16 protein-coding genes are annotated in these 20,851 nt (G+C 41.5%); 10 read left to right on the plus strand and 6 right to left on the minus strand.

Going from position 1 to position 20,851, the window contains the following annotated elements; genetic code table 11:
• Positions 1 to 28 precede the first annotated feature (28 nt).
• A complete protein-coding gene (locus B6N13_RS18020) occupies positions 29 to 1,786 on the plus strand; it encodes an alpha-amylase family glycosyl hydrolase (protein WP_169460191.1) in 1,758 nt (585 codons plus the stop codon).
• Between the two features lie 164 nt (positions 1,787 to 1,950).
• Positions 1,951 to 2,817 carry an ABC transporter substrate-binding protein gene (locus tag B6N13_RS18025; RefSeq protein ID WP_169460192.1) on the plus strand — a complete coding sequence of 289 codons (867 nt, stop codon included), beginning with the start codon at positions 1,951 to 1,953 and terminating at the stop codon, positions 2,815 to 2,817.
• 92 nt (positions 2,818 to 2,909) lie between these two features.
• Here B6N13_RS18025 and B6N13_RS18030 read toward each other — a convergent pair whose 3' ends face one another.
• Both B6N13_RS18030 and B6N13_RS18035 read right to left on the minus strand, forming a co-directional pair.
• Positions 2,910 to 3,239: an SMR family transporter gene (locus tag B6N13_RS18030; protein ID WP_012069474.1), complete on the minus strand. Its 330-nt coding sequence runs from the start codon at positions 3,237 to 3,239 to the stop codon at positions 2,910 to 2,912.
• A gap of 42 nt (positions 3,240 to 3,281) precedes the next feature.
• The gene (locus B6N13_RS18035; protein WP_012069473.1) at positions 3,282 to 5,150 is read right to left on the minus strand and encodes an ABC transporter ATP-binding protein; all 1,869 of its coding nucleotides are present in this window, start codon (positions 5,148 to 5,150) and stop codon (positions 3,282 to 3,284) included.
• Positions 5,151 to 5,443: 293 nt separating this feature from the next.
• On the opposite strand from B6N13_RS18035, the gene B6N13_RS18040 reads away from it, so the two are divergent.
• Together B6N13_RS18040 and B6N13_RS18045 are read left to right on the plus strand one after the other, a co-directional pair.
• Positions 5,444 to 6,637, plus strand: a complete 1,194-nt coding sequence (locus B6N13_RS18040) for a Bcr/CflA family multidrug efflux MFS transporter (RefSeq protein WP_012069472.1) — start codon at positions 5,444 to 5,446, stop codon at positions 6,635 to 6,637.
• Between the two features lie 60 nt (positions 6,638 to 6,697).
• Complete coding sequence (locus B6N13_RS18045) at positions 6,698 to 7,051, plus strand: HopJ type III effector protein (protein ID WP_169460193.1); 354 nt, start codon at positions 6,698 to 6,700, stop codon at positions 7,049 to 7,051.
• 84 nt (positions 7,052 to 7,135) lie between these two features.
• On the opposite strand, the gene B6N13_RS18050 is transcribed toward B6N13_RS18045, so the two are convergent.
• Both B6N13_RS18050 and B6N13_RS18055 read right to left on the minus strand, forming a co-directional pair.
• Positions 7,136 to 9,724, minus strand: coding sequence for a TRAP transporter permease (locus B6N13_RS18050; RefSeq protein ID WP_169460194.1), 2,589 nt, complete (start codon positions 9,722 to 9,724; stop codon positions 7,136 to 7,138).
• Between the two features lie 113 nt (positions 9,725 to 9,837).
• Positions 9,838 to 10,809 carry a TAXI family TRAP transporter solute-binding subunit gene (locus tag B6N13_RS18055; protein WP_012069469.1) on the minus strand — a complete coding sequence of 324 codons (972 nt, stop codon included), beginning with the start codon at positions 10,807 to 10,809 and terminating at the stop codon, positions 9,838 to 9,840.
• 500 nt (positions 10,810 to 11,309) lie between these two features.
• Between B6N13_RS18055 and B6N13_RS18060 the strand changes: the two genes are divergently transcribed.
• From B6N13_RS18060 to B6N13_RS18075, 4 genes are all read left to right on the plus strand, one after another.
• Positions 11,310 to 12,950: a transporter substrate-binding domain-containing protein gene (locus B6N13_RS18060; RefSeq protein ID WP_248280381.1), complete on the plus strand. Its 1,641-nt coding sequence runs from the start codon at positions 11,310 to 11,312 to the stop codon at positions 12,948 to 12,950.
• 14 nt (positions 12,951 to 12,964) lie between these two features.
• Positions 12,965 to 14,377, plus strand: a complete 1,413-nt coding sequence (locus tag B6N13_RS18065) for a sigma-54 dependent transcriptional regulator (RefSeq protein WP_169460195.1) — start codon at positions 12,965 to 12,967, stop codon at positions 14,375 to 14,377.
• A gap of 63 nt (positions 14,378 to 14,440) precedes the next feature.
• Positions 14,441 to 15,262, plus strand: coding sequence for an HAD-IIB family hydrolase (locus B6N13_RS18070; RefSeq protein ID WP_169460196.1), 822 nt, complete (start codon positions 14,441 to 14,443; stop codon positions 15,260 to 15,262).
• Positions 15,263 to 15,387: 125 nt separating this feature from the next.
• Positions 15,388 to 15,549 carry a hypothetical protein gene (locus tag B6N13_RS18075; RefSeq protein WP_169460197.1) on the plus strand — a complete coding sequence of 54 codons (162 nt, stop codon included), beginning with the start codon at positions 15,388 to 15,390 and terminating at the stop codon, positions 15,547 to 15,549.
• Positions 15,550 to 15,605: 56 nt separating this feature from the next.
• Here B6N13_RS18075 and B6N13_RS18080 read toward each other — a convergent pair whose 3' ends face one another.
• Together B6N13_RS18080 and B6N13_RS18085 are read right to left on the minus strand one after the other, a co-directional pair.
• Positions 15,606 to 17,102 carry a TyrR/PhhR family helix-turn-helix DNA-binding protein gene (locus B6N13_RS18080; RefSeq protein ID WP_169460198.1) on the minus strand — a complete coding sequence of 499 codons (1,497 nt, stop codon included), beginning with the start codon at positions 17,100 to 17,102 and terminating at the stop codon, positions 15,606 to 15,608.
• Positions 17,103 to 17,137: 35 nt separating this feature from the next.
• A complete protein-coding gene (locus B6N13_RS18085) occupies positions 17,138 to 18,352 on the minus strand; it encodes an ROK family transcriptional regulator (RefSeq protein WP_169460199.1) in 1,215 nt (404 codons plus the stop codon).
• A gap of 222 nt (positions 18,353 to 18,574) precedes the next feature.
• Between B6N13_RS18085 and B6N13_RS18090 the strand changes: the two genes are divergently transcribed.
• Both B6N13_RS18090 and B6N13_RS18095 read left to right on the plus strand, forming a co-directional pair.
• On the plus strand, positions 18,575 to 19,759 hold the full coding sequence (locus B6N13_RS18090) for an AGE family epimerase/isomerase (protein WP_169460200.1): 1,185 nt from the start codon (positions 18,575 to 18,577) through the stop codon (positions 19,757 to 19,759).
• Between the two features lie 100 nt (positions 19,760 to 19,859).
• Positions 19,860 to 20,813 carry a LysR family transcriptional regulator gene (locus tag B6N13_RS18095; RefSeq protein ID WP_012069462.1) on the plus strand — a complete coding sequence of 318 codons (954 nt, stop codon included), beginning with the start codon at positions 19,860 to 19,862 and terminating at the stop codon, positions 20,811 to 20,813.
• Positions 20,814 to 20,851 lie beyond the last annotated feature (38 nt).

The raw sequence follows: 20,851 nt of genomic DNA on the forward strand, positions 1-20,851 counted from the left end.
AATCATTTAATTTAACAGGTAGGTAAAGATGGAAAACACTCCAATGTCGCATCTTGAGCAACGCCTGATTGCTCATCTGCAAGTCATTTACCCAAGTTTGGATCATAAAGATTTGGCGCAAAAGTGTTTAGCGACTTTTCATTTAGATCCGTCAACCGAGTCACCTCGCCCCCATAGAAATCTATGGGATCAATCTGACATCATGCTAATTGCCTATGCAGACACACTGCGCAAGGCAGAAGAAGCACCGCTCGAAACGCTGCACAAATTTGTGAAAAGCACCTTGTCAGACTGTATTTCTGCCGTTCACCTACTGCCATTTTTTCCTTATAGCTCGGACGATGGTTTTAGCGTGATGGATTACACGACCGTCAATCCATCCTGCGGTCGCTGGGCAGATGTGGTAAGCCTGTCACAAGATTTTAAAGTGATGGGGGATTTGGTTATCAACCATTGCTCAAGTCGAAGCATGTGGTTCGAAAACTACAAAGCGGGCATCGAGCCTGGAGCCAGCTTCTTTTTCGAAGCCGATCCGAATGCCGATTTAAGCGCGGTTGTTCGCCCCAGAACCTCTCCTTTGTTGCGTGAAGTCCAAACCAAAAACGGCGAAAAACACGTTTGGTGTACTTTTAGCCATGATCAAGTGGACTTAAATTTTGAAAATCCAGCTGTGCTGCTGGAGTTTCTTCGCATTATTCGTTTGTACCTAGAAAAAGGCATTCGCTGGTTCCGATTAGATGCGGTGGCTTTTCTCTGGAAGATTCCAGGTACTTCTTGTATCAACTTGCCGCAAACTCACGAAATTATTCGCTTATTACGCTTAATGATTGAGCATTACGCGCCAGAGTCTGTGATCATTACCGAAACCAACATCCCTAATCAGGAAAACCTAACTTATTTCGGTAATGCCAACGAAGCCCATTTGATTTATAACTTTTCCCTGCCACCGCTGTTGATCAATAGCTTGGTTACAGGCAATAGCAGCCATTTAAAACAATGGTTGATGAGCATGACTCCCGCACAACAAGGCACAACTTACCTAAACTTTATTGCCTCTCATGACGGTATTGGCTTGCGACCTACGGAAGGTCTTCTGTCTGAATGGGAGCTAGAAACACTCATCAATACCATGAAGCGTTTTGGTGGCAAAATAAGTTCCCGCACTACACCGCAAGGTGAAGCGAAACCTTATGAAATAAATATCAGCTTATGGAATGCCTTGTCAGGCTCCGCATTACATGGCCCAGACAAATGGCAGTTTGCCCGCTTCCTATGTGCCGCGGGTGTAATGATGGCACTAGAAGGCGTACCGGCTTTTTACATTCACAGTTTGTTTGGCACAGAAAACGATTTAGAGCGCGTTGAAAATACTGGGCAGTTCCGCTCGATCAACCGCCATATATGGGACATGGAAGATTTAGATCATGTCTTAAATACTCCGACTCATAATCAGAAAGTCTTCCAGAGCATGACTAAGCTGATTCAAATACGTCGATCGCAACCCGCATTTCATCCCAATGCGACTCAGTACGTATTGCACATGGGTGAAAACTTGTTTGCTTTCTGGCGTCAAAGCCTTGATAGAAGACAAAGCTTATTTGCGGTTTATAACATGACAGACCAACCGCAAAGCTTTAATTTGTCAGAATTAAACCTAATCGCAACCGATACCTGGACAGATTTAGTATCAGAACAAGTCTATGAAGACCATTTAGCCAAGGTCACTTTAATGCCTTATCAATTCGTTTGGCTTGCTAACAAGAAAAGTAAGCTCAAAACCAGTTAGTTTTCGTTTCATGTTTAGCAACACACCGTACTAGGTTATAGCCGCAAAACCTGTCAATAAAAATGAGACAATGATAACCATTATCAGGAATTGATAATGGTTATTTTTATTTCAAGCTCTTTTTATTAAAGCTCTTTTTATTTAAGACATAGGTAATTGTGAACATGATGAATTTAAGAAAAATCCTAGCCATAGGAACATTGGTCGCCTTCAGCCAGCTATCTACTGCAGAAACACAATTGCCTAAAGCTGCAATTTTTGATCTTGGCAGTTTAGACACTATTGCCGCATTAGGTTTAGAAAGCCACGTAGTTGGGGTACCTAAACAAGTACTTCCAGACTATCTTAAGCAATTTAATGATGATCGGTACACTGATGTGGGCGGTTTAAAAACACCAGATTTAGAAGCAATCAAAACTCTCACCCCTGATCTTATTGTGATCACAGGTCGCCAAGCAGGCCAAAAGAGTGCCCTAGAGGCCATAGGTACAGTTAAACTAGTGGAAGCTTTTGGTGACAATTACTGGGAAAGCTTCAATGCAAACGTCACCTCAATCGCGACTTTATTTAATGCCAAAAACGCCGCAGATACAGCGCTTGCGAAATTAAGCACAGATATAGAGTCAACAAAAACTGCCATTAATGGTAATCCAACTATTCTGGTTGTTACGCATAATAATGGTTCTTTCGGATTACGAGATGAACCTATAGCGACTCAATTATTAGGCTTAGAGGCATCAAAAGTTCCGTCTCATGTAACGCCACAAAAACGCGGTACTCGTACATTTACATCACTTAGCGTGAGCGATATTGCACAGATGAAACCAACGACTTTATTTATCGTTGATCGTAGCGCCGCAATTGGCAACACAAAAGAATCACTCAATATTGAAAAGCTAAAATCAGAGCTTGCTGCTCAAGGTGGTCAATCCATACAAATCGCCTATTTGTCACCTAAACTTTGGTACTTATCTGGCAATGGCTTACAAAGTCTTAGAATGCAAGTGAAAGAAATTGCAGACGCTCTTTAAGTCTTAAAACTGCTTTACAATGGCGCCTAAAACAAAAAAACTCGCTGAAATCCATCAGCGAGTTTTTTATACTTCCAGTATTCAACTATTTATTAATGGCTTACCGTTTTAGAAAATACATTAATCACCACCACACCAGCGACAATCAAAGACATTCCAATACAAGCCGCCAAATCTAGCTTTTCACTGTTAAATAGATAACCAAATACCGAAATCAGTACGATACCTAATCCAGACCAAATTGCGTAAGTCACGCCCGTGGGCATAGAACGCATTACTATGGTTAGCAAGTAAAAAGCCACGGCATAACCGACAACCAATACAATGCTTGGGCCTAATTTAGTAAAGGATTCTGACGCTTTTAACGCCGTCGTAGCAATGACTTCAGCCAATATAGCTAGAAACAAAATAAAATACGTCATAAGCCCTTCTCTAAATTATCGATTACAACAAGAACAGTATTTTTACTTCGCGCCTTCCAGCTCAATATCTTCGATATCAATGTCTTCCGCTAAAAAGCCACCAGTTTGATGCGCCCAAAGGGATGCATAAATACCAGCATGCTGGATCAACTCTTCATGACTGCCCTGTTCAATGATGTTGCCTTTATCCAATACAATCAAACGATCCATGGCGGCAATTGTCGACAAACGGTGAGCAATCGCAATAACGGTTTTGCCCTGCATTAGTTTGTATAAGCTCTCTTGAATCGCAGCTTCTACTTCAGAATCCAACGCAGATGTTGCTTCATCTAGAATCAACAAAGGTGCATCTTTTAACAAGACTCGCGCGATGGCAATACGTTGACGCTGACCACCGGAAAGCTTGATACCACGCTCACCAACCATGGCATCGTAACCCGCATTACCAAACGGATCGGTTAAGTCTTGAATGAAATCATGAGCTTCTGCTTGCTTAGCAGCAGCAATCATTTCTTCTTCTGTTGCATCGGGACGACCGTAGAGTAAATTTTCGCGAACTGTTCTGTGCAACAAAGACGTATCCTGAGTCACCATACCAATTTGACCACGCAACGAGTCTTGCTGAACAGCACTGATATCTTGTCCGTCAATTCGAATTTGACCTGATTCGATATCATGGAAACGCATCAATAAATTAACAATCGTTGACTTACCGGCACCAGAGCGCCCCACTAAACCGACTTTTTCACCCGGTTTGATAGACAAAACAAGGTTTTCAATGACTTTACTGTCCTGCTTGCCATAGTGGAAATTGACCGCATCGTATTCAATATATCCCTCAGATACATTTAATTCAGGCGCATTTGGCTTATCTTCTATCTCGATAGGTCGAGACAGCGTTTTCATACCATCGTTCACCATGCCAATATTTTCAAATAGCGCGCTAATTTCCCACATAATCCATTGGGACATACCGTTTAGCCTAAGCGCCAAACTCACTGCAATCGCAATGGCACCAACACTAATAATGCTGCCCGTCCATAACCAAATAGACAAAGCCGCCACCGAAAATGCCAATACATAGTTACAAGTTTGAACTCCTACGCTAAGCATAGTGACCAAGCGCATTTGTTTATAAACCGTCTGCAAGAAACCATCCATACCATCTTTGGCATAATCCGCTTCACGTTGATGATGAGAGAAAAGCTTGACGGTTGAAATATTGCTATAGCTGTCGACAACTCGCCCTGTCATAGTAGATCGTGCATCGGCTTGCTCTGCTGAGATTTTTTTTAGTTTAGGCACAAAGTATATTTGCAGCAAAACATAACAAACCAACCAGCCCAACATTGGAATCATCAAGCGATAGTCTGCTTTAGCAATCAACACCACCATAGAAATAAAATACACGCCGATGTAAACCAAAACATCGAGCAATTTCATCACGGTTTCGCGAACCGCAAGTGAGGTTTGCATTACCTTAGTAGAGATACGTCCAGCAAACTCATCCTGAAAAAACGACATGCTTTGACGCAAAATATAATGATGAGACAGCCAACGAATCCGCATTGGGTAATTACCCAAAAGCGTCTGATGAATAATCGCCGAATGAAAAAATGTCACTAATGGCATAGCTACCAGAATCATCAAAGACATCATTAATAAGTGCGTACTTTCTTCAGCAAAAAAAGTGTCTGGATTTTTATTAATCAGCCAATCTACCAACTGTCCCATAAAGCTGAATAAGGTCACTTCTAAAATAGCAATGGCAGCCGTTAAAATAGACATCAATAACAGAGGAAGCTCCACGCCTCTTGAGTAGTAACGACAAAAAGCAAACAGTGTTTTTGGTGCTTGCACAGCTTCTATATCAGGATAAGCTGGCACCCATTTTTCAAAAAAACGTAACATGATCTTCCTTATCGAACTTAAAAATAGACACTATCAAGAAAAACACAGAGAAAATAAGTGCCTTACTGAACAAGAAACTTCCTGTCCACTAGAAATAGAGACGAAATTGAACCACGTTCCATAAATGAAAACCAGAAAAGATAGTCTTCCTGAATTACCGCAAACTGGGGTTTACTCAGTAATTGCACAATTAAACTAAACGACGAAGTGTAAACCTATTATAATTATCGCCCTATTACAGATTTATGATTTCTACTCAATAAAGCCGACTAACCCATCCATTAAGTTGCTATATGAAACTCACATTTCCCATTATTTTAGTACTTGGTCTTTTGTCTGGGCTGACGCCGTTGGCGATTGATGCTTACCTGCCTAGTATTCCAACGATTTCTAAAAGTCTGAACACTGACATTGGCCTCATCCAAATGACACTAAGTATCTACTTATTAGTCTTCGCTTTTTTACAAATTCTTTTTGGCCCTATTTCAGACGCTATTGGCCGACGCAAAGTTGTCGTCGGTGGCTTGACGGTTTTTGCTATTGGTAGTTTTGTTTGTGCTTTAACTCAAAGCTACGAACTGCTAATGATTGGACGAGCAATTCAAGCCTTGGGTGGTGCAGCCGTTGCTGTATGCGTTCCGGCCTTAGTCAAAGATGGCATGTCTATTAATCAATTTGCCAAAGCCATGTCGATGATCATGTTAGTCATGTCACTGGCACCTTTAGCGGCACCGATTATCGGTGGTGCCATCCTCACTATTTTAAACTGGCACTACATTTTCGTAATGTTAGGCATTTTAGCCATTATTGCTATCGCGTTATTTCTGCGTACCATACCAGAGACTCTGCCAGTAGAAAAACGCACCCCCTTCTCATTTGGCAACGCAATTCGAAACTATATCACTCTACTTAAAAACCGATCTGTTATGGGTTATATCGCAGCGTCTGCCTTTTACTTTGCAGGCATGATGAGCTTTATCACTGGCTGCTCTTTTGTGTACATTGAAATTTATAATGTTGATCCAGCTAATTTTGGTTTCTTAGTCGGCTTGAACGTCATTTCTATGATGCTGGCTTCAACTATTAATGGCCGTTACGTGGAAAAGCTTGGTACTGAAGCTCTCTCTAAATACGCGATTTATATTCCCCTGATAGCGTCAATTTTAATGATTGTCCTGAGCTTTTTTAGTCACCCTCCGCTCTGGCTAATTATCATTTCCAGCATGCTATTTATTGGCCCAATGGGCATTTTAGGCGGTGGATTTATGGCCGGCGCGTTAAAGTACGCTGGCAATAATAATGGCAGTGTCACAGCTCTTGCTGGAACGTCACGGTTTGCCTTTGGTGCCTTAGGTGGCGTTGTTATCAGTATCCTTCACAATGGTACTTTTGTTCCAATGCTTGGCACCATTGCTGCTTGTGGCATAATTGCTTTTGTTTGCTTCAAGGTTACAGTTCGATATGCCGAACCAACCACTGAGCATTAATCTTTTGCAACAACTTAATAATATCAAAAAAATAAATCTTATATATCAAACGGAGTCCCAATGCTAAGTACTCAAACGCTCATAGAAAAAATCAAGAGCACACCTGAGCAAGTACAATTTAAAGAAGTGATTGATGTGATTGAGCGTGAATACGATTTCACGCCTGCCGCGTTTTCTAATGGCAAACAAACCAATGGCATTAATGAAAACAATGGTTCTTGTAAGATTTTTTCTTTCGGATCTATTCACCAACTAACAGAAGTCGAAACCCTAAATTTGTTTGGTGACTTTTACCGTGTTGATGTTTTAGAAAATCCAGAAGCCAGCGACCACCAAAACATTCGCCAATTTATTGAAAATGGCTGGAGTGGTATTACTTTCGAAACTGTCGCGTTGACTCAAAAGAACATGTAATAACTAAAAAGGCCGGAAGCGTTACCGCACCGGCCCATATCAACTTCAGGGACAATAGGAGTGGATATAAATAACCATATTAGATTACAAAGACCTCGCCTTGCGTTTACGCTGGCGCCAAGCTACTAAAACAACCAATAAAAAAGCGGGGATGAAGAACCATTCTTTTGCAGGTCGATCAGCATCCACTTCAAATTGTGTTATTTCCCAATCAAAATCCAACTTCTGCTGTTCTGCATAACTGCCAAACGATAAATTGTCGATCAGATATTTACCCTCTTCTTCACGCAATTCAATGCCAGCACCGTTGAGCAATCTATCAGCTGCATCACCTTGACCTAATAGCGGCATATGTACCGTTTTCGAAATCCAACGACCATCTAAATTTTCACCTTCAACCGACATTCTTAGTGTATCTAAAGCTGGATGCTGATCAATGTAGCTATACATTTCTTGGGTTGGACGCTCTTTATATGGAGCCTCGACCATATCAAGCCAAAAGCCGGGACGGAAGAGTGTGAATGCAATCAATAGCAACGCGGCACTTTCATACCATTTACTTCGATGCATAAAATACCCTTGCGTACCCGCAGCAAAAATCAGCATGGCTGCCAAGGAAACAATAAAGACAATGACACCCTGAACAAAGGTCACATCAATCAACAGCAAATCGGTATTGAAAATAAATAAGAATGGTAACAGAGCAGTTCTCATCGAGTAGAAAAATGCCGTGAAGCCAGTCTTAATTGGATCGCCACCTGATACTGCTGCCGCCGCAAAGGACGCTAAACCAACAGGGGGTGTAACATCAGCCATAATGCCAAAATAAAACACAAACATGTGAATCGCGATAAGTGGCACTATCAAACCAGATTGTGCCCCCAGCTCCACAACAACACTTGCCATTAAAGACGAAACGACAATGTAGTTAGCTGTGGTTGGCAAGCCCATTCCAAGCACTAGAGAAATAAGAGCCACCATGAGTAGCATGATGATTAGAACTCCACCAGATACTAGCTCAACGAACTCCGCCATAACTTGCCCGATACCCGTCAGAGTAACTGTACCCACGATGATACCTGCGGTTGCTGTCGCCACACCGATACCAATCATGTTACGAGCACCAGTATTCAAGCCTTCGATTAAATCAAAAACACCTGATTTCGCCTGCTGAACGACGTTTTTTTGCTTACGAAACCAAGCTTTGAGAGGCTTCTGGGTGATCAAAATAAATGCCATCAACATACAAGCCCAAAAGGCAGACAAGCCTGGAGACTTACGTTCAACCATCAAAAACCACACCAACACAACCAATGGCACGAGGTAATACAAACCAGATTTGTATACTTCAGCGAAAATTGGCAACTTAATTATTGCTTCATCGCTTGCGTCAATTTCTAAGTCATCAGATTTTGATGAGATATACAACAAACCAAAATAACCGATCACCACAAACGCAAGCAAACCAATATTTGAAAAGTCCCCTAACAGCCACTTAATCGCCGAAACGATATAGTACAAAATACCTGCCAGTATCAGCATGCTGGATACAACGATACCTGTACGAATCAATTGTGCCGTCCAAGTACGTGCAGGTGTAGAGCGAGGCAAGCCTTTCATATCCGCTTTAAGCGCCTCTAAATGCACAATATAAAGTAAGGCAATGTACGAAATGGTAGCCGGTAAAAAAGCGTGCTTAACGACATCAATATATGGAATACCTACATACTCCACCATTAAGAAAGCCACGGCACCCATCACTGGAGGCATAATGACACCGTTTACCGAGGAAGAAACCTCTACCGCTCCGGCTTTTTCAGCACTAAAGCCCACTTTTTTCATAAGTGGAATTGTAAACGTACCCGTCGTCACGACATTGGCAATCGAAGAGCCAGAAATCAAACCAGTCATTGCAGATGACAAAACAGCCGCTTTTGCTGGACCGCCGCGCATATGCCCAAGCAAAGCAAACGCCACTTTAATAAAATAATTACCTGCACCAGCTTGATTTAATAAGGCACCAAACAGCACAAATAAGAAAACAAAACCAGAGGAAACCCCTAAAGCAATACCAAATACACCTTCTGTGGTTAGCCACATATGGTTCATAGCTTTTTCGAAAGAAGCCCCCTTCCAACGAAGTATCTCAGGTAAAGCAGAACTGTCTCCAAAAAATACATATAACAGAAAAAACAAAGCAACTAGCATCAAAGCAGGCCCTAGGGACCGTCTAGCTGCCTCTAGAGTCAGAATCAAACCGATAGCAGAAACAACAAGGTCTGTCGTGGTTGGCAAGCCTGGTCGCATTGCTAACTGATCATAGAAAAAATACAAATACGAAGCACATGCCGCCGCAAGAACTGCCAAAATATAATCTAACCACGGGATATGACGGGTGGGACTTTTACTAAAAGCAGGGAAAGCTAAGAAAGCCAAAAAAACAGCAAAAGCCAAATGAATAGCACGAGATTGAGTGTCGTTTAAAAAGCCTATGCCAAATTGTGATGGCAAAGGCGAGCCTGTCCATAGCTGAAACAACGACCACATGAGTGGTACAAAAAAAAGCAAACCGATAGAGATCTTTCCGGTTGGATTACGCTTACCTGTATCAGCTTCCGCGACAAGCTCTTCTAACTTATCTGGTGAGGCTGAGGTGGTTGTATTAATAGACATACAGACTCCTAGTCATACACTTCACAGTGTCGACTCATTGCAAAACTCAAAAAGCACCAGTCAAATGACTGGTGCTTCATTCAAGGTGCATGAAAATTCATGCAAAGAGATACTTACTTGATGTAGCCGTTTTCACGGTAATAACGGACAGCACCTGGATGTAATGGCGCAACAAGTGATGTATGAACCATTTCAAGTGGCTCTAGGCGAGCAAACGCAGGGTGTAATCGCTTGAAAGAATCTAGATTTTCAAAGACGGATTTAGTTAGTTGATAAACCGCTTCATCAGATACATTTGCTGACGTAACAATCGTTGCTTTAGGACCAAATGTTAAAACATCTTGGTCGTTTCCAGTGTACATACCAGCAGGAATAACCGCTTGTGAAAATGCACTATTCTTTTGAATAACCGCAAGTGATGCAGGGTCAGTCATTGGGATCAACTTGACGTCACAAGTCGTTGTTGCTTCTTGTGCGACACCATTTGGAAGACCAGATACGTAGATGGTCACATCAAATTTATCATCACAAATACCTTGTGCTTGCTCAGACGCTTTTAACTCTGCAGCAATAGAAAAGTCTTCGGTCGTCCAACCTTTTTCAGCCATTAATAGTTCCATCATAGAACGATTACCTGAACCTGGATTACCAATATTTACACGCTTACCAGCAAGGTCATCAAATGTTTTGATACCTGAATCTGCACGAGCCATTAAGTGAATAGGCTCAGGGTGCAAAGAAAAAACAGAACGCAATTCAGGGAAAGGATTGCCCTCGAACTGACCAGTCCCTTCTAACGCTGCCGTTTGAACATCTGATTGAGCAACACCAAACTCCAACTCGCCAGAACGGATACTGTTTACGTTGTAACCAGAACCACCAGTCGACTCGACAGAGCAACGAATACCATGCTCTTTACGATCCTTGTTTAACATACGGCAGATAGAACCACCTGCTGGGTAATAAACACCTGTTACACCACCAGTACCAATCGATACAAACTGAGTGTCCGCCATAGATAACATGGAAGCGCCTGCAATAGCAGGTACAAGCAAAGCTTTAAATAGTGTTTTTTTAATTATCATAGAATCCTCAAGCATTCCGGTATTTAAAATAATGTCATGTAGCGAGGATCTAATCGCAAAATAAATGCCAAGTTTTAAATAAAACCCTAAGTTATTGATAAATAATAAAATAACCCAATAAATACACCTATTTACTTGCTACTAAAATCTATAACTTAAGTTATAGAAAGATTAGAAGTGCAAAGAAATTGTCAGCTAAACCATGTGAAACAAGCACATTCAATGCACTTAATAACAAAAGCTATGGATATAACTTTTGTTATATCACTCAAAAAATTAACCCTGTCGCCTTTTCCAATTCCATTTTTCGCGCTTTTTTTATTGAGCCGATACCGTTAGTATTCGCCTCAATAACATTCATAAAAGAAGATTTTCTCTACATGCAAAGCCTTTTAAAAATACACAAGCTTGTCTTTTTACTTTGCTTTTTTCTAAGCCTAGCAACACTTTCTAGCGAGCTATCCGCAGAAGATAGCTTTACAGGACACTCTGGAAAAAGAATGATTTCAGTGGGAGCTGATTACAACTTTCCACCCTACGAATTTGCTGGTGAAGATGGAGAACCAACGGGTTATACCGTTGAATTAACAAAAGCCATTGCGGAAGTAATGGGTGTTCATGTCGAAATCGAAATGGCAGATTGGCAAAGCATATTAAAAGGCTTGCACTCTGGTCATTTTGACATACTTCAAGGAATAGCTTACTCAGATGAACGAGCGCAGAACATCCTCTTTTCTTCTCCACACTCTATAATTAATTACTCAATATTCGCCCGCAAAAACTCCCCTTCAATTAATGATGTTTCGCAACTTAAAAACAAAGAAGTAATAGTTCAAAATGCTAGCATCATGCATGAATACCTTCTTGATAATAATATTCAAGCCATCATTATTCCCGTTAAGACTCATGAAGAAGCGTTACGCTTACTTGCTTCAGGTAAACATGATTACGCATTAACAGCAAACTCCCCCAGCCTTTATCTCAGCAAAGAGATGAAGCTTAATAATATTCATGCCATAGCGAGTCCAATATCAGGTCAACGTTTAAGTTATGGTGCTTTGCAAAAAAATGAAGAGCTAATTGCTATTTTCAATGAAGGCTTAGCCATCCTTAGAAATACTGGCCAGCAACAAAAAATTCATGAGAAATGGTTTGGAGCATTACAACAGTCGTCCTTCCCATGGAAAGAATTAGGATTGTATGCGGCCTATATTATTATCGCTTTATTGTTGGCAATCGGCGCCATAGGTATATGGAATGCGATGCTGCGAAAAGAAGTTGAAAAGCGGTCTTCCCAATTAAAAGCGCAGCAAGAACAGCTAATACAAGCCGATAAAATGGCGTCATTAGGTGTACTTGTGTCTGGTGTGGCACACGAAATAAACAACCCAACAGGCTTGCTTATGCTTAATCTTCCTATTCTAAAATCAGCTTGGGAAGATGCTCTACCCTATCTAGCTCAATACGCGAAAGAAGATCCGAATTTTTCATTAGCGGGCCTTAGATTTGATCGTTTGAGTCAGGAGTTACCATATTTATTAGACGAAATGGATCAAAGCACCTTAAGAATTCGAAACATAGTGAATGATTTAAAAGATTTTGCTCGTGAAGAACCAAATGAAATAACTCAAGAAGTGAACCTCAATGAAGTCGTATCTACCGCTATTCGCTTGGTAGATACGACTATTCGAAACACTACAGATGATTTTGAACTGTACTTAGATAAACGCAATCCAATTATTATCGGAAGTGCTCAACGGGTAGAACAAGTTATCATTAACCTAATAATCAATGCTTGCGACGCAGTTGAAAAACGCACAGAAGCCATTCGAGTCACCACCACTCAGAGCTTAGATGAAAAAGAGGTTATTCTTGTTATTGAGGATGAAGGACGAGGCATTGATCCAGCAAACATTCTGCGTTTAACAGACCCATTCTTCACGACAAAGAGAGAGCAAGGCGGGACAGGGCTGGGCTTGTCTGTTTCTTCTGCTATCATAAAAGCACATCATGGTACATTAGCTTTTGATTCTGAGTTAAATAAAGGCACCAGCGTCACTGTTTCTTTCCCCATTTATAAGCCAAATGATGCAATGGAAGGCACTTTTATCAATACTGTTCACTCAGAATCATCTATATAAAATAAGAGCCTTTCATGAAATATAATCTCTACCCGCAATTTAAGATTTTATTAGTTGATGATGAAGTTGCTTTTCTTCGAAGCATGTCATTAACCTTAGAAAGACAAGGGTATAACAATTTAATGACCTGTTCAGATCCAAGCCTAGTCCCCTCACTCATGGAGAAGGAGGATGTTGGTTTGGTTTTATTGGATCTCACCATGCCGAGAATTTCAGGTCAAAAAGTATTGTCATGGTTAAAAGAAGAATACCCTAATGTGTGCGTCATCATTATAAGCGGTGTAAACCAAGTAGATTCAGCGGTAGAGTGTGTCAAACAAGGAGCCTTCGACTATTTTGTAAAAACCTCGGATCAAAATCAAATTCTAGATGGCTTAAAACGGGCAATCCATACCCAAGAACTCACTCTAGAAAATCAAGCTTTGCGCTCACAAATTCTATCCAATGAACTAGAAAGACCTGATATTTTTTCAAAAATAATCACTTCAGATCAAGTAATGTGGTCAGTTTTTCGTTATATCGAGTCTATCGCTAGCACACGCCAGCCAGTTTTAATTTCAGGTGAAAGTGGTGTCGGTAAAGAGTTAATCGCTAATGTCATTCACGAATTAAGCAACTGTTCAGGCCCACTAGTGAGTGTCAACGTAGCGGGTGTAGATGACAACGTATTTGCAGATACACTCTTTGGCCACTCTCGTGGTGCCTTCACAGGCGCAGACAAAACACGACTAGGGCTAGTCGAAAAAGCAGCAAACGGAACGCTATTCCTTGATGAGATTGGCGACTTAAGCTTAGCCTCTCAGATTAAGCTTCTGCGGCTTCTACAAGAAGGTGAATACTATCCTGTTGGAAGTGATAAACCAAAAAGAATGGAAGCAAGGATAGTAGTTGCTACACATCAAAAATTAGAAGAGCTACAAGCTGAAGGCAAATTTCGAAAAGATTTATTCTTTCGCTTAAAAACTCATATGGTCAACATACCACCACTAAGAGAGCGTTTAGCCGATCTTCCTTTATTAATTGATCACTTTATCAAATTAGCTTGTGAAGAAATGAATAAACCAGCTTTAACTGCACCAAAAAGTTTATCTGTAAGTTTATCTCAGTACACTTTTCCAGGTAATGCCCGTGAACTAAAAGCACTTGTATATGATGCAGTTAGCCAAAGCACATCAAACAAACTCAATTGCACTCCTTTCGAGCCACTTTTAAGCAAAGAGAATCATTTGGCTTTCACGGAAAGTCCAGTTCAATTTCCAAGCAACACACAGTTACCAACTCTAAGCAATATGGCAGATTTATTAGTCGAAGAAGCAATGAAAAGAGCAAGCAACAACCAATCATTAGCAGCAAGAATGCTTGGAATTTCTCAGCCTGCACTAAGTAAGCGATTAAAAAACATGAAAGAAAACCTACACAGAAACTAAAAAGGCACTTGAATATTCAGCTAAGGCAATGCGATAGTCTATAAGCATACATATGAGGTAATTATGGAATTAGTAGCATTTGATCTAGACGGAACCCTACTGAATCGGCATCAACGTCTTTCTGACTACACGCTAGACACCCTAGAACGTTTAAAAGCCGCAGGGGTTTTCTACACGGTTGCAACAGGCCGTACTCACTTTGCCGCCATGCCTTGCATTGAAGGCCATGAATTTCCTAACTGGCAGATATTCAAAAACGGTGTTGAATGGTGGGATCCTCAACAAAACCTTTACCGTCATCGTAACCTGCTGTCACAAGGACATATATCAGAGCTCCTTACTTCTTTTGAAGAAAACGACGTCACGCCTTTTATCTTCTGCCTAGAGGACGATGGTTCACACAAGGTTTACCATTCACCGCTGACAGGACATTTGAGCGATCACATCGCCAATGAGCTGGGCAATCATAAAAATATGAGCCTTCATCCAATCGCGGAGCTATCTCATAGCGCAAGAATTACCAATATTAGTGCGATGGGTCGACCTGAGTTTATTGAAAAAATTGTCCTAGATAGCCAAAAACACAGTCACTTAACCGCCTATTCTGGTGGTGGGATTTACACCCCTGACGCATTTTGGCTAGACATACACCATAGCAATGTGTGTAAAGGTTCTGCGTTGATGGAACTAAAAGCAGAAATTGGTGCCGAAAGGTTGGTAGTATTTGGAGATGGAGACAATGATCTGTCTATGTTCTCTGCCTCTGATGAAGCCTTTGCAACTGATAACGCATTGCTTCATGTGAAAGATGCTGCGACCGATGTCATTGGTCATCATGATGAAGATGGTGTAGCAAGGTATCTAAGAAAAAGGTATAACTTGTAATCTTAAATGCAGGGGTTGATTTACAAAAACTCTCCTCCATTAACTAAAAGACTACATAATTGCCTTTACCCAACGATCATTTTGAATCATGATTGTTAAAAGAATAATTAGTTTGGAGAAATGCCATGTTTGAATTTTTGTTATTCGTCGCTCCCTGCGCAGCAATTGCTTTCTTGGTAGCCAATATCCAGAAACACACAGCACAACCGAAAACAAAGCTACAACCAATCAAAATTGAGCGCAAAGAAGTACGTCGTCCAGTACCACGTCATAGACGCCCATACTAAATAACCCTTTCTCCATTCTATCTATTTGCCAGATTGAAACCTTTTCAATCTGGCATTTATGTATTTATCTCGTACTCTTTTAGTTTGTTCGCAATTGCACTGTGACTCATACCAACCGCCTTGGCTAGTCGCCTTGTACTTGGGAAATTGGGATAAAGTCGCTTCAATAATTCAGCTTCCCATTGCTTCACTGTCACTTCTAACGAATCATCAATCAAAGCCATGTCTACCATGTAATTGTTTTCTGGTAACAGAATATCTTCAGCTTGCCACTCTTTGTCTTTGATTGTCAGTAAGGTTTGTAAGCAAGTATTTTGTAATTCTTTCAAATTACCCGGCCAAGAATATAAAGCCAACTTGGTTAAAGCACCTTTTGAAATAGAAGGTACGGGCAAACGATAACGTTCAGCCTGAGCTGATATTACTTGCTGAATAAGTCCTTCTATATCCTCTTTGCGATCTCGAAGCGATGGCATAGACAGTACCAAGGTTGCCAAAGAGAAATACAGTGTTTTATTTAATGTCTCGCTATTACTAAGCTGCGTTTGACTTATCGAAGACAAACTGATTAAACGAACATTACTATCAAGACTGGTACTTTCACCAGGATGACGAGACAACCAACTGGCCAGATCTAACTGTACCTGCTCATCAAGACATTCAATATCTTCAATAACAAACCAGCCCGATATTTTATCTAGCTTGTTCATATCTTCTCTGACAAATTCTCGCGCATGACGAACAATCAGTTGAGCCTCTCTGTCTCCCTGATACTTTTGCCAATACTGAAACAGCGCATCAACCAAATCTCGCTTACCAGTACCAACTTCCCCTTGCACCAATAAAGGCATTGGCACTTCTGCAAACGCTTTAGCTTGAAGCAAGGTTCGTCTCATTGCTTCACTTTTCATCACCGCTGGTCGGAAATAGTTTTCTAAATAATTTTCCGCGTCTGGAGCTTGTTTTAAGCTTTCAGCTTGACGATCCAAACGTGTTTTAGATTTCAGATAAATCACAGTGCCAGCAGGATTGGCAACACCTTCGGCGTCACTGACAAAAATCGGCTTCATTTCCAGCAATAAGGTTTTGTTGCGAATGCGAATCCGTTTACTCATGCCATCTCGTGGGTTCGCCCAGGTGTCCTTGGATACATTAATTCCCTTAATAAACTGCTGAACAGGTTTGTGTAGCAGGTTCAGCACAGGGACATTTAGGTCTTCCGCGGCCAGCTCTGTCACCATAGTGATATTGCCCTTCAAATCAACCGAAATCACACCATCAGGCAAAGCTTCTAATAAAGTATAAAGCGCATTATGCTCTCTTTCAGATGGCGTAAACATCACGGTTTTGACATCCTCAACGCTGTCTAAGCGACGAATATCAGCCAATAACAGCTGTAGTTTTGAGAAAGGTATATCGGAAAAGCCACAATAAATACAACGTCGCTTGGTATCCACTTCCACTAAGCGCATATCGATACCATGAGGAATAAATAGATCGAGAGCCTCTCGTACCATACCTATTCTGTCTTCACATTGTATTTCTAATCTCATTACTTCTCTCTTTGGTTTTCTCTTTCGCTCTCTTTTTAAGAGGCTAAAACTGCGGATTTAGAACTTAGCAATAATAGGTTTTGCTGGGGAGCAAAGCTTCCATACAAAGGCAACACTGCCGCACCCAAAACACCGGCGGTATGACCCGTTTGAGCAATACGAATCGCTGGCAAAGGCAGCATACTGTGTGCGGTTAACCTATTTTCGATACAAATAATTAATGCTGCTAATACTGGCGATGGCAAACGTCCACCAATCAATATCGCCTCTGGATCGTATAAAGCAACCACCGAGGCCAAAGCTGGAGTCACTTCGAAGGCCACCTCGCTCGCCCATTGTTCGATAAGTGTAGTGTATTGAGGTTCAAGCCACAGATCATCAGTCGAAGGCCACTGAATTTGCTTATCAGCAAAGAAACGCCGCAACGAAGACAGTGATAACGCCTCAAGAATCCATTTGCCATGCTTTCCTGTTGCGGTAGGAATTAAACCAAAGCTACCGGCTTTTCCATGAGCACCAAAGTAACACTCACCATTGGCTACAAAACTACCACCGCAAGCAGTACTGACGAAGAGGTAAAAGAAGTCACGCTGTGGTGCAACAGACGCCAGTAACAACTCACTGGTCGCCGCGGCAACAGCGTCGTTTTCGCAGAAACATGGCACGCCAGTTAAATCCGTCAGCCAAGATTCAAACGCATCCGATTGCCAATAAGCCAAGGCGGCTTTTAGATTGCTCAAATCCGCTCTTTGGTCAGAGTCCGTCACCAAGGTTTCTAGCCAAGAATCCATATAGTCAGGTCTTGCCAGACCAATTCCTTGAACCTTGCTCCAGTCTTCACCTAACGTTGTTTTCACTTCTTCAATTAGATCTTGAGCGATTTTCTTCGCTAAATTTTCGGTGGGAAAAGACACTATTCGCTCTAACAACAAAACACATTCACCACTAAAATCTAGCAAAGCAGCACTGATATGGTCGCGATCAACATTAATACCTAAGCCATAAGCGCCTTTTTTGTTGATACTAAGTTTTATTGAAGGCTGACCACGACGGCCTTTTACTTTGCCGTCGACTTGTAGCAATTGTCTCTCAAGCAAAGATGACGTGATCACGGAAATCGTCTGAGCACTCAGCCCCGTTTGCTCTGCAATCTTTACTCGGGAAATTTCGGGGTGCTGTCGAACTAAATGAAGAATGATACGCTCATTATAAATGCGGCTTTGTTCAGAAGTACTACCTGACGATTTCATATAACCCTACTCTCATATTGAGCCCGTAAACTAGGAACATTTTCTCTACTGCGCTAATAACATTACGCAAATACATCAAAGGATTGTCCTCATTTAATAAATCTAATTGATTTAATAATATAACCCATTAAGATGAGAAATCAGTATTAGATCTTATAAACAACTTAAACAAAAATAAAAAGGCTCGCATTATACAGCAGAGCCAAAGTAAAGGACGAAATCATGCCTTCTTTTCCAGAGTTTACATCTATCGCTTTTTTAAAAGACCACATCCAATCAACGATGCAATTCTATCACCCAAACTGTATTGATCCTGCAGGTGGTTTTTTTCAATTTTTCAAAGATAATGGCGACATATACGATACAGATACTCGCCACTTGGTTACCAGTACGCGTTTCGTTTTCAATTACGCAAAGGCGTATCAAGCAGAAGGAAAAGCCGAGTATTTAGAGACGACACGTCACGGCTTAAGCTATTTGAGAAATCGTCATCGCCGAGAAAATGGTGGTTATGTTTGGCTGCTAAACAAAGACAAAAATCTTGATGAAACCAATCATTGTTATGGCTTTGCCTTTGTTATGCTCGCTTATGCAACCGCTTATAAAGCTGGTGTAGAAGAAGCAAAACCATGGATTCAAGAAACCTTTGATACCATGGAAAAACATTTTTGGGATGCTGAGTTTGGCTTATACAAAGACGAAATATCCAGCGATTGGCAAAATGTTTCGCCCTATCGCGGTCAAAACGCCAACATGCACAGCTGCGAAGCACTGCTTGCTGCTTACGACGCCACACAAGAGCCTCATTATCTTGAACGCGCTAAGTTATTAGCAAATAACATTTGCTTGCGCCAAGCCGCTCTCGCTGGTGGAGAAATTTGGGAACACTACACGATGGATTGGCAAGTTGACTGGGACTACAACAAAGCAGACCCAAAACACTTATTCCGTCCTTGGGGATTTCAACCCGGTCACCAGACAGAATGGGCCAAATTGCTACTTTTGATCAACCAGCGCTCGCCACTAGACTGGTTGGTTCCCACGGCTCAAAAACTGTTCAATTCAGCGTGGAAAAAATCCTGGGATGAAACCAACGGCGGCCTTTGTTATGGCTACAATCCAGAAGGCAATATTTGCGACGGTGACAAGTATTTTTGGGTTCAAGCTGAATCCTTCGCTGCTGCGGCTATGTTAGCCCTCGCCACCAAAGAAGAGCATTATTGGGATAAATACCAACAACTTTGGCAATACAGCTGGTCCCACATGATCGACCATCAATACGGCGCTTGGTTTAGAATTCTAACTCAAGATAATAAAGCCTTCGATGACTGCAAGAGCCCAGCAGGCAAAACCGACTATCACACCATGGGCGCTTGCTATGAAGTTATAGAGCAACTCGCCAAGTAACCTCATAATGCCTCACTAACGTAAGGGTTATCATTCTATTCATTGGCAAAATGAAGTATCATGCAGCCCCTACGATTAGTGGACATGGGCCCCTTCCCTTATGCAGTTAGATAAAATAGATCTTAACTTACTTCGTTATTTAGACTCCTTATTACGGGAGCAAAATGTAACCCACGCAGCAAATCAGCTAGGCATTACACAGCCGGCGATGAGCAATGGACTAAGACGTTTAAGAGATCTATTTCATGACCCACTATTAGTCAGAACCAGTGATGGCATGATGCCAACTGCTCTGGCTATTCAATTGCAGCCACGTGTTCAAAGCATCTTACAATCGGTTGATGAAGTTCTACACCTAGGACAAAGCTTTGAAGCGGAATCCAGCTCTCGTGTTTTTCGTATTATGGCCAGTGATTACGCTGAAGCCACACTGATTCCACCACTAATGAAAAAGCTCCAAGCCGAAGCGCCAAACGTCATTCTTGATGTGATGAACCCAAGTGATGTGAGCTTTCATGATGTTGAAAAAGGCAAAGTCGATTTGGTCATCAACCGCTTCGATGTCTTACCACAATCCTTTCACCAAAAATCAGTTTGGGTTGATCATTTCTCTTGTTTGGTTCCCGCTGATTCAGAGATTGCTAAAAACTTTTCTCTAGAAACCTATCTTGCTTCACCTCACGTTTGGGTGAGTAAAACAGGTTTTGGCGTAGGTGTTGGTATTCAGCCAGAAGAAGTTCAAAAACTAGGCTGGGTAGATGGTTCACTGGCAGACTTAGGTTTTAAACGCAACATTCGTCTGTTTACCCGTAACTACAACGTCGCCATGCGCGCCACAGAACAGCTTGGTTTAATTGCTACCTTGCCGTCATTGGCAACTCGCTTGATGAAAGACAATACTAGCGTTGTTGTTTTGCCTCCACCGTTTGACATTCCGCCAGTAGAACTAAAAATGCTGTGGAGCCCATTACTACAACACGACCCAGGTCATATTTGGCTACGTTCTACTATTGCTGGTTGCGCTCGCACTATTGCCGAAAACAACAACCTGTAACTCCCTACTCTAGATACCTTCTATAGTCTCTAGAAGAC

It is taken from the genome of Marinomonas sp. UCMA 3892, assembly GCF_012726345.1.
Classification (GTDB): domain Bacteria; phylum Pseudomonadota; class Gammaproteobacteria; order Pseudomonadales; family Marinomonadaceae; genus Marinomonas.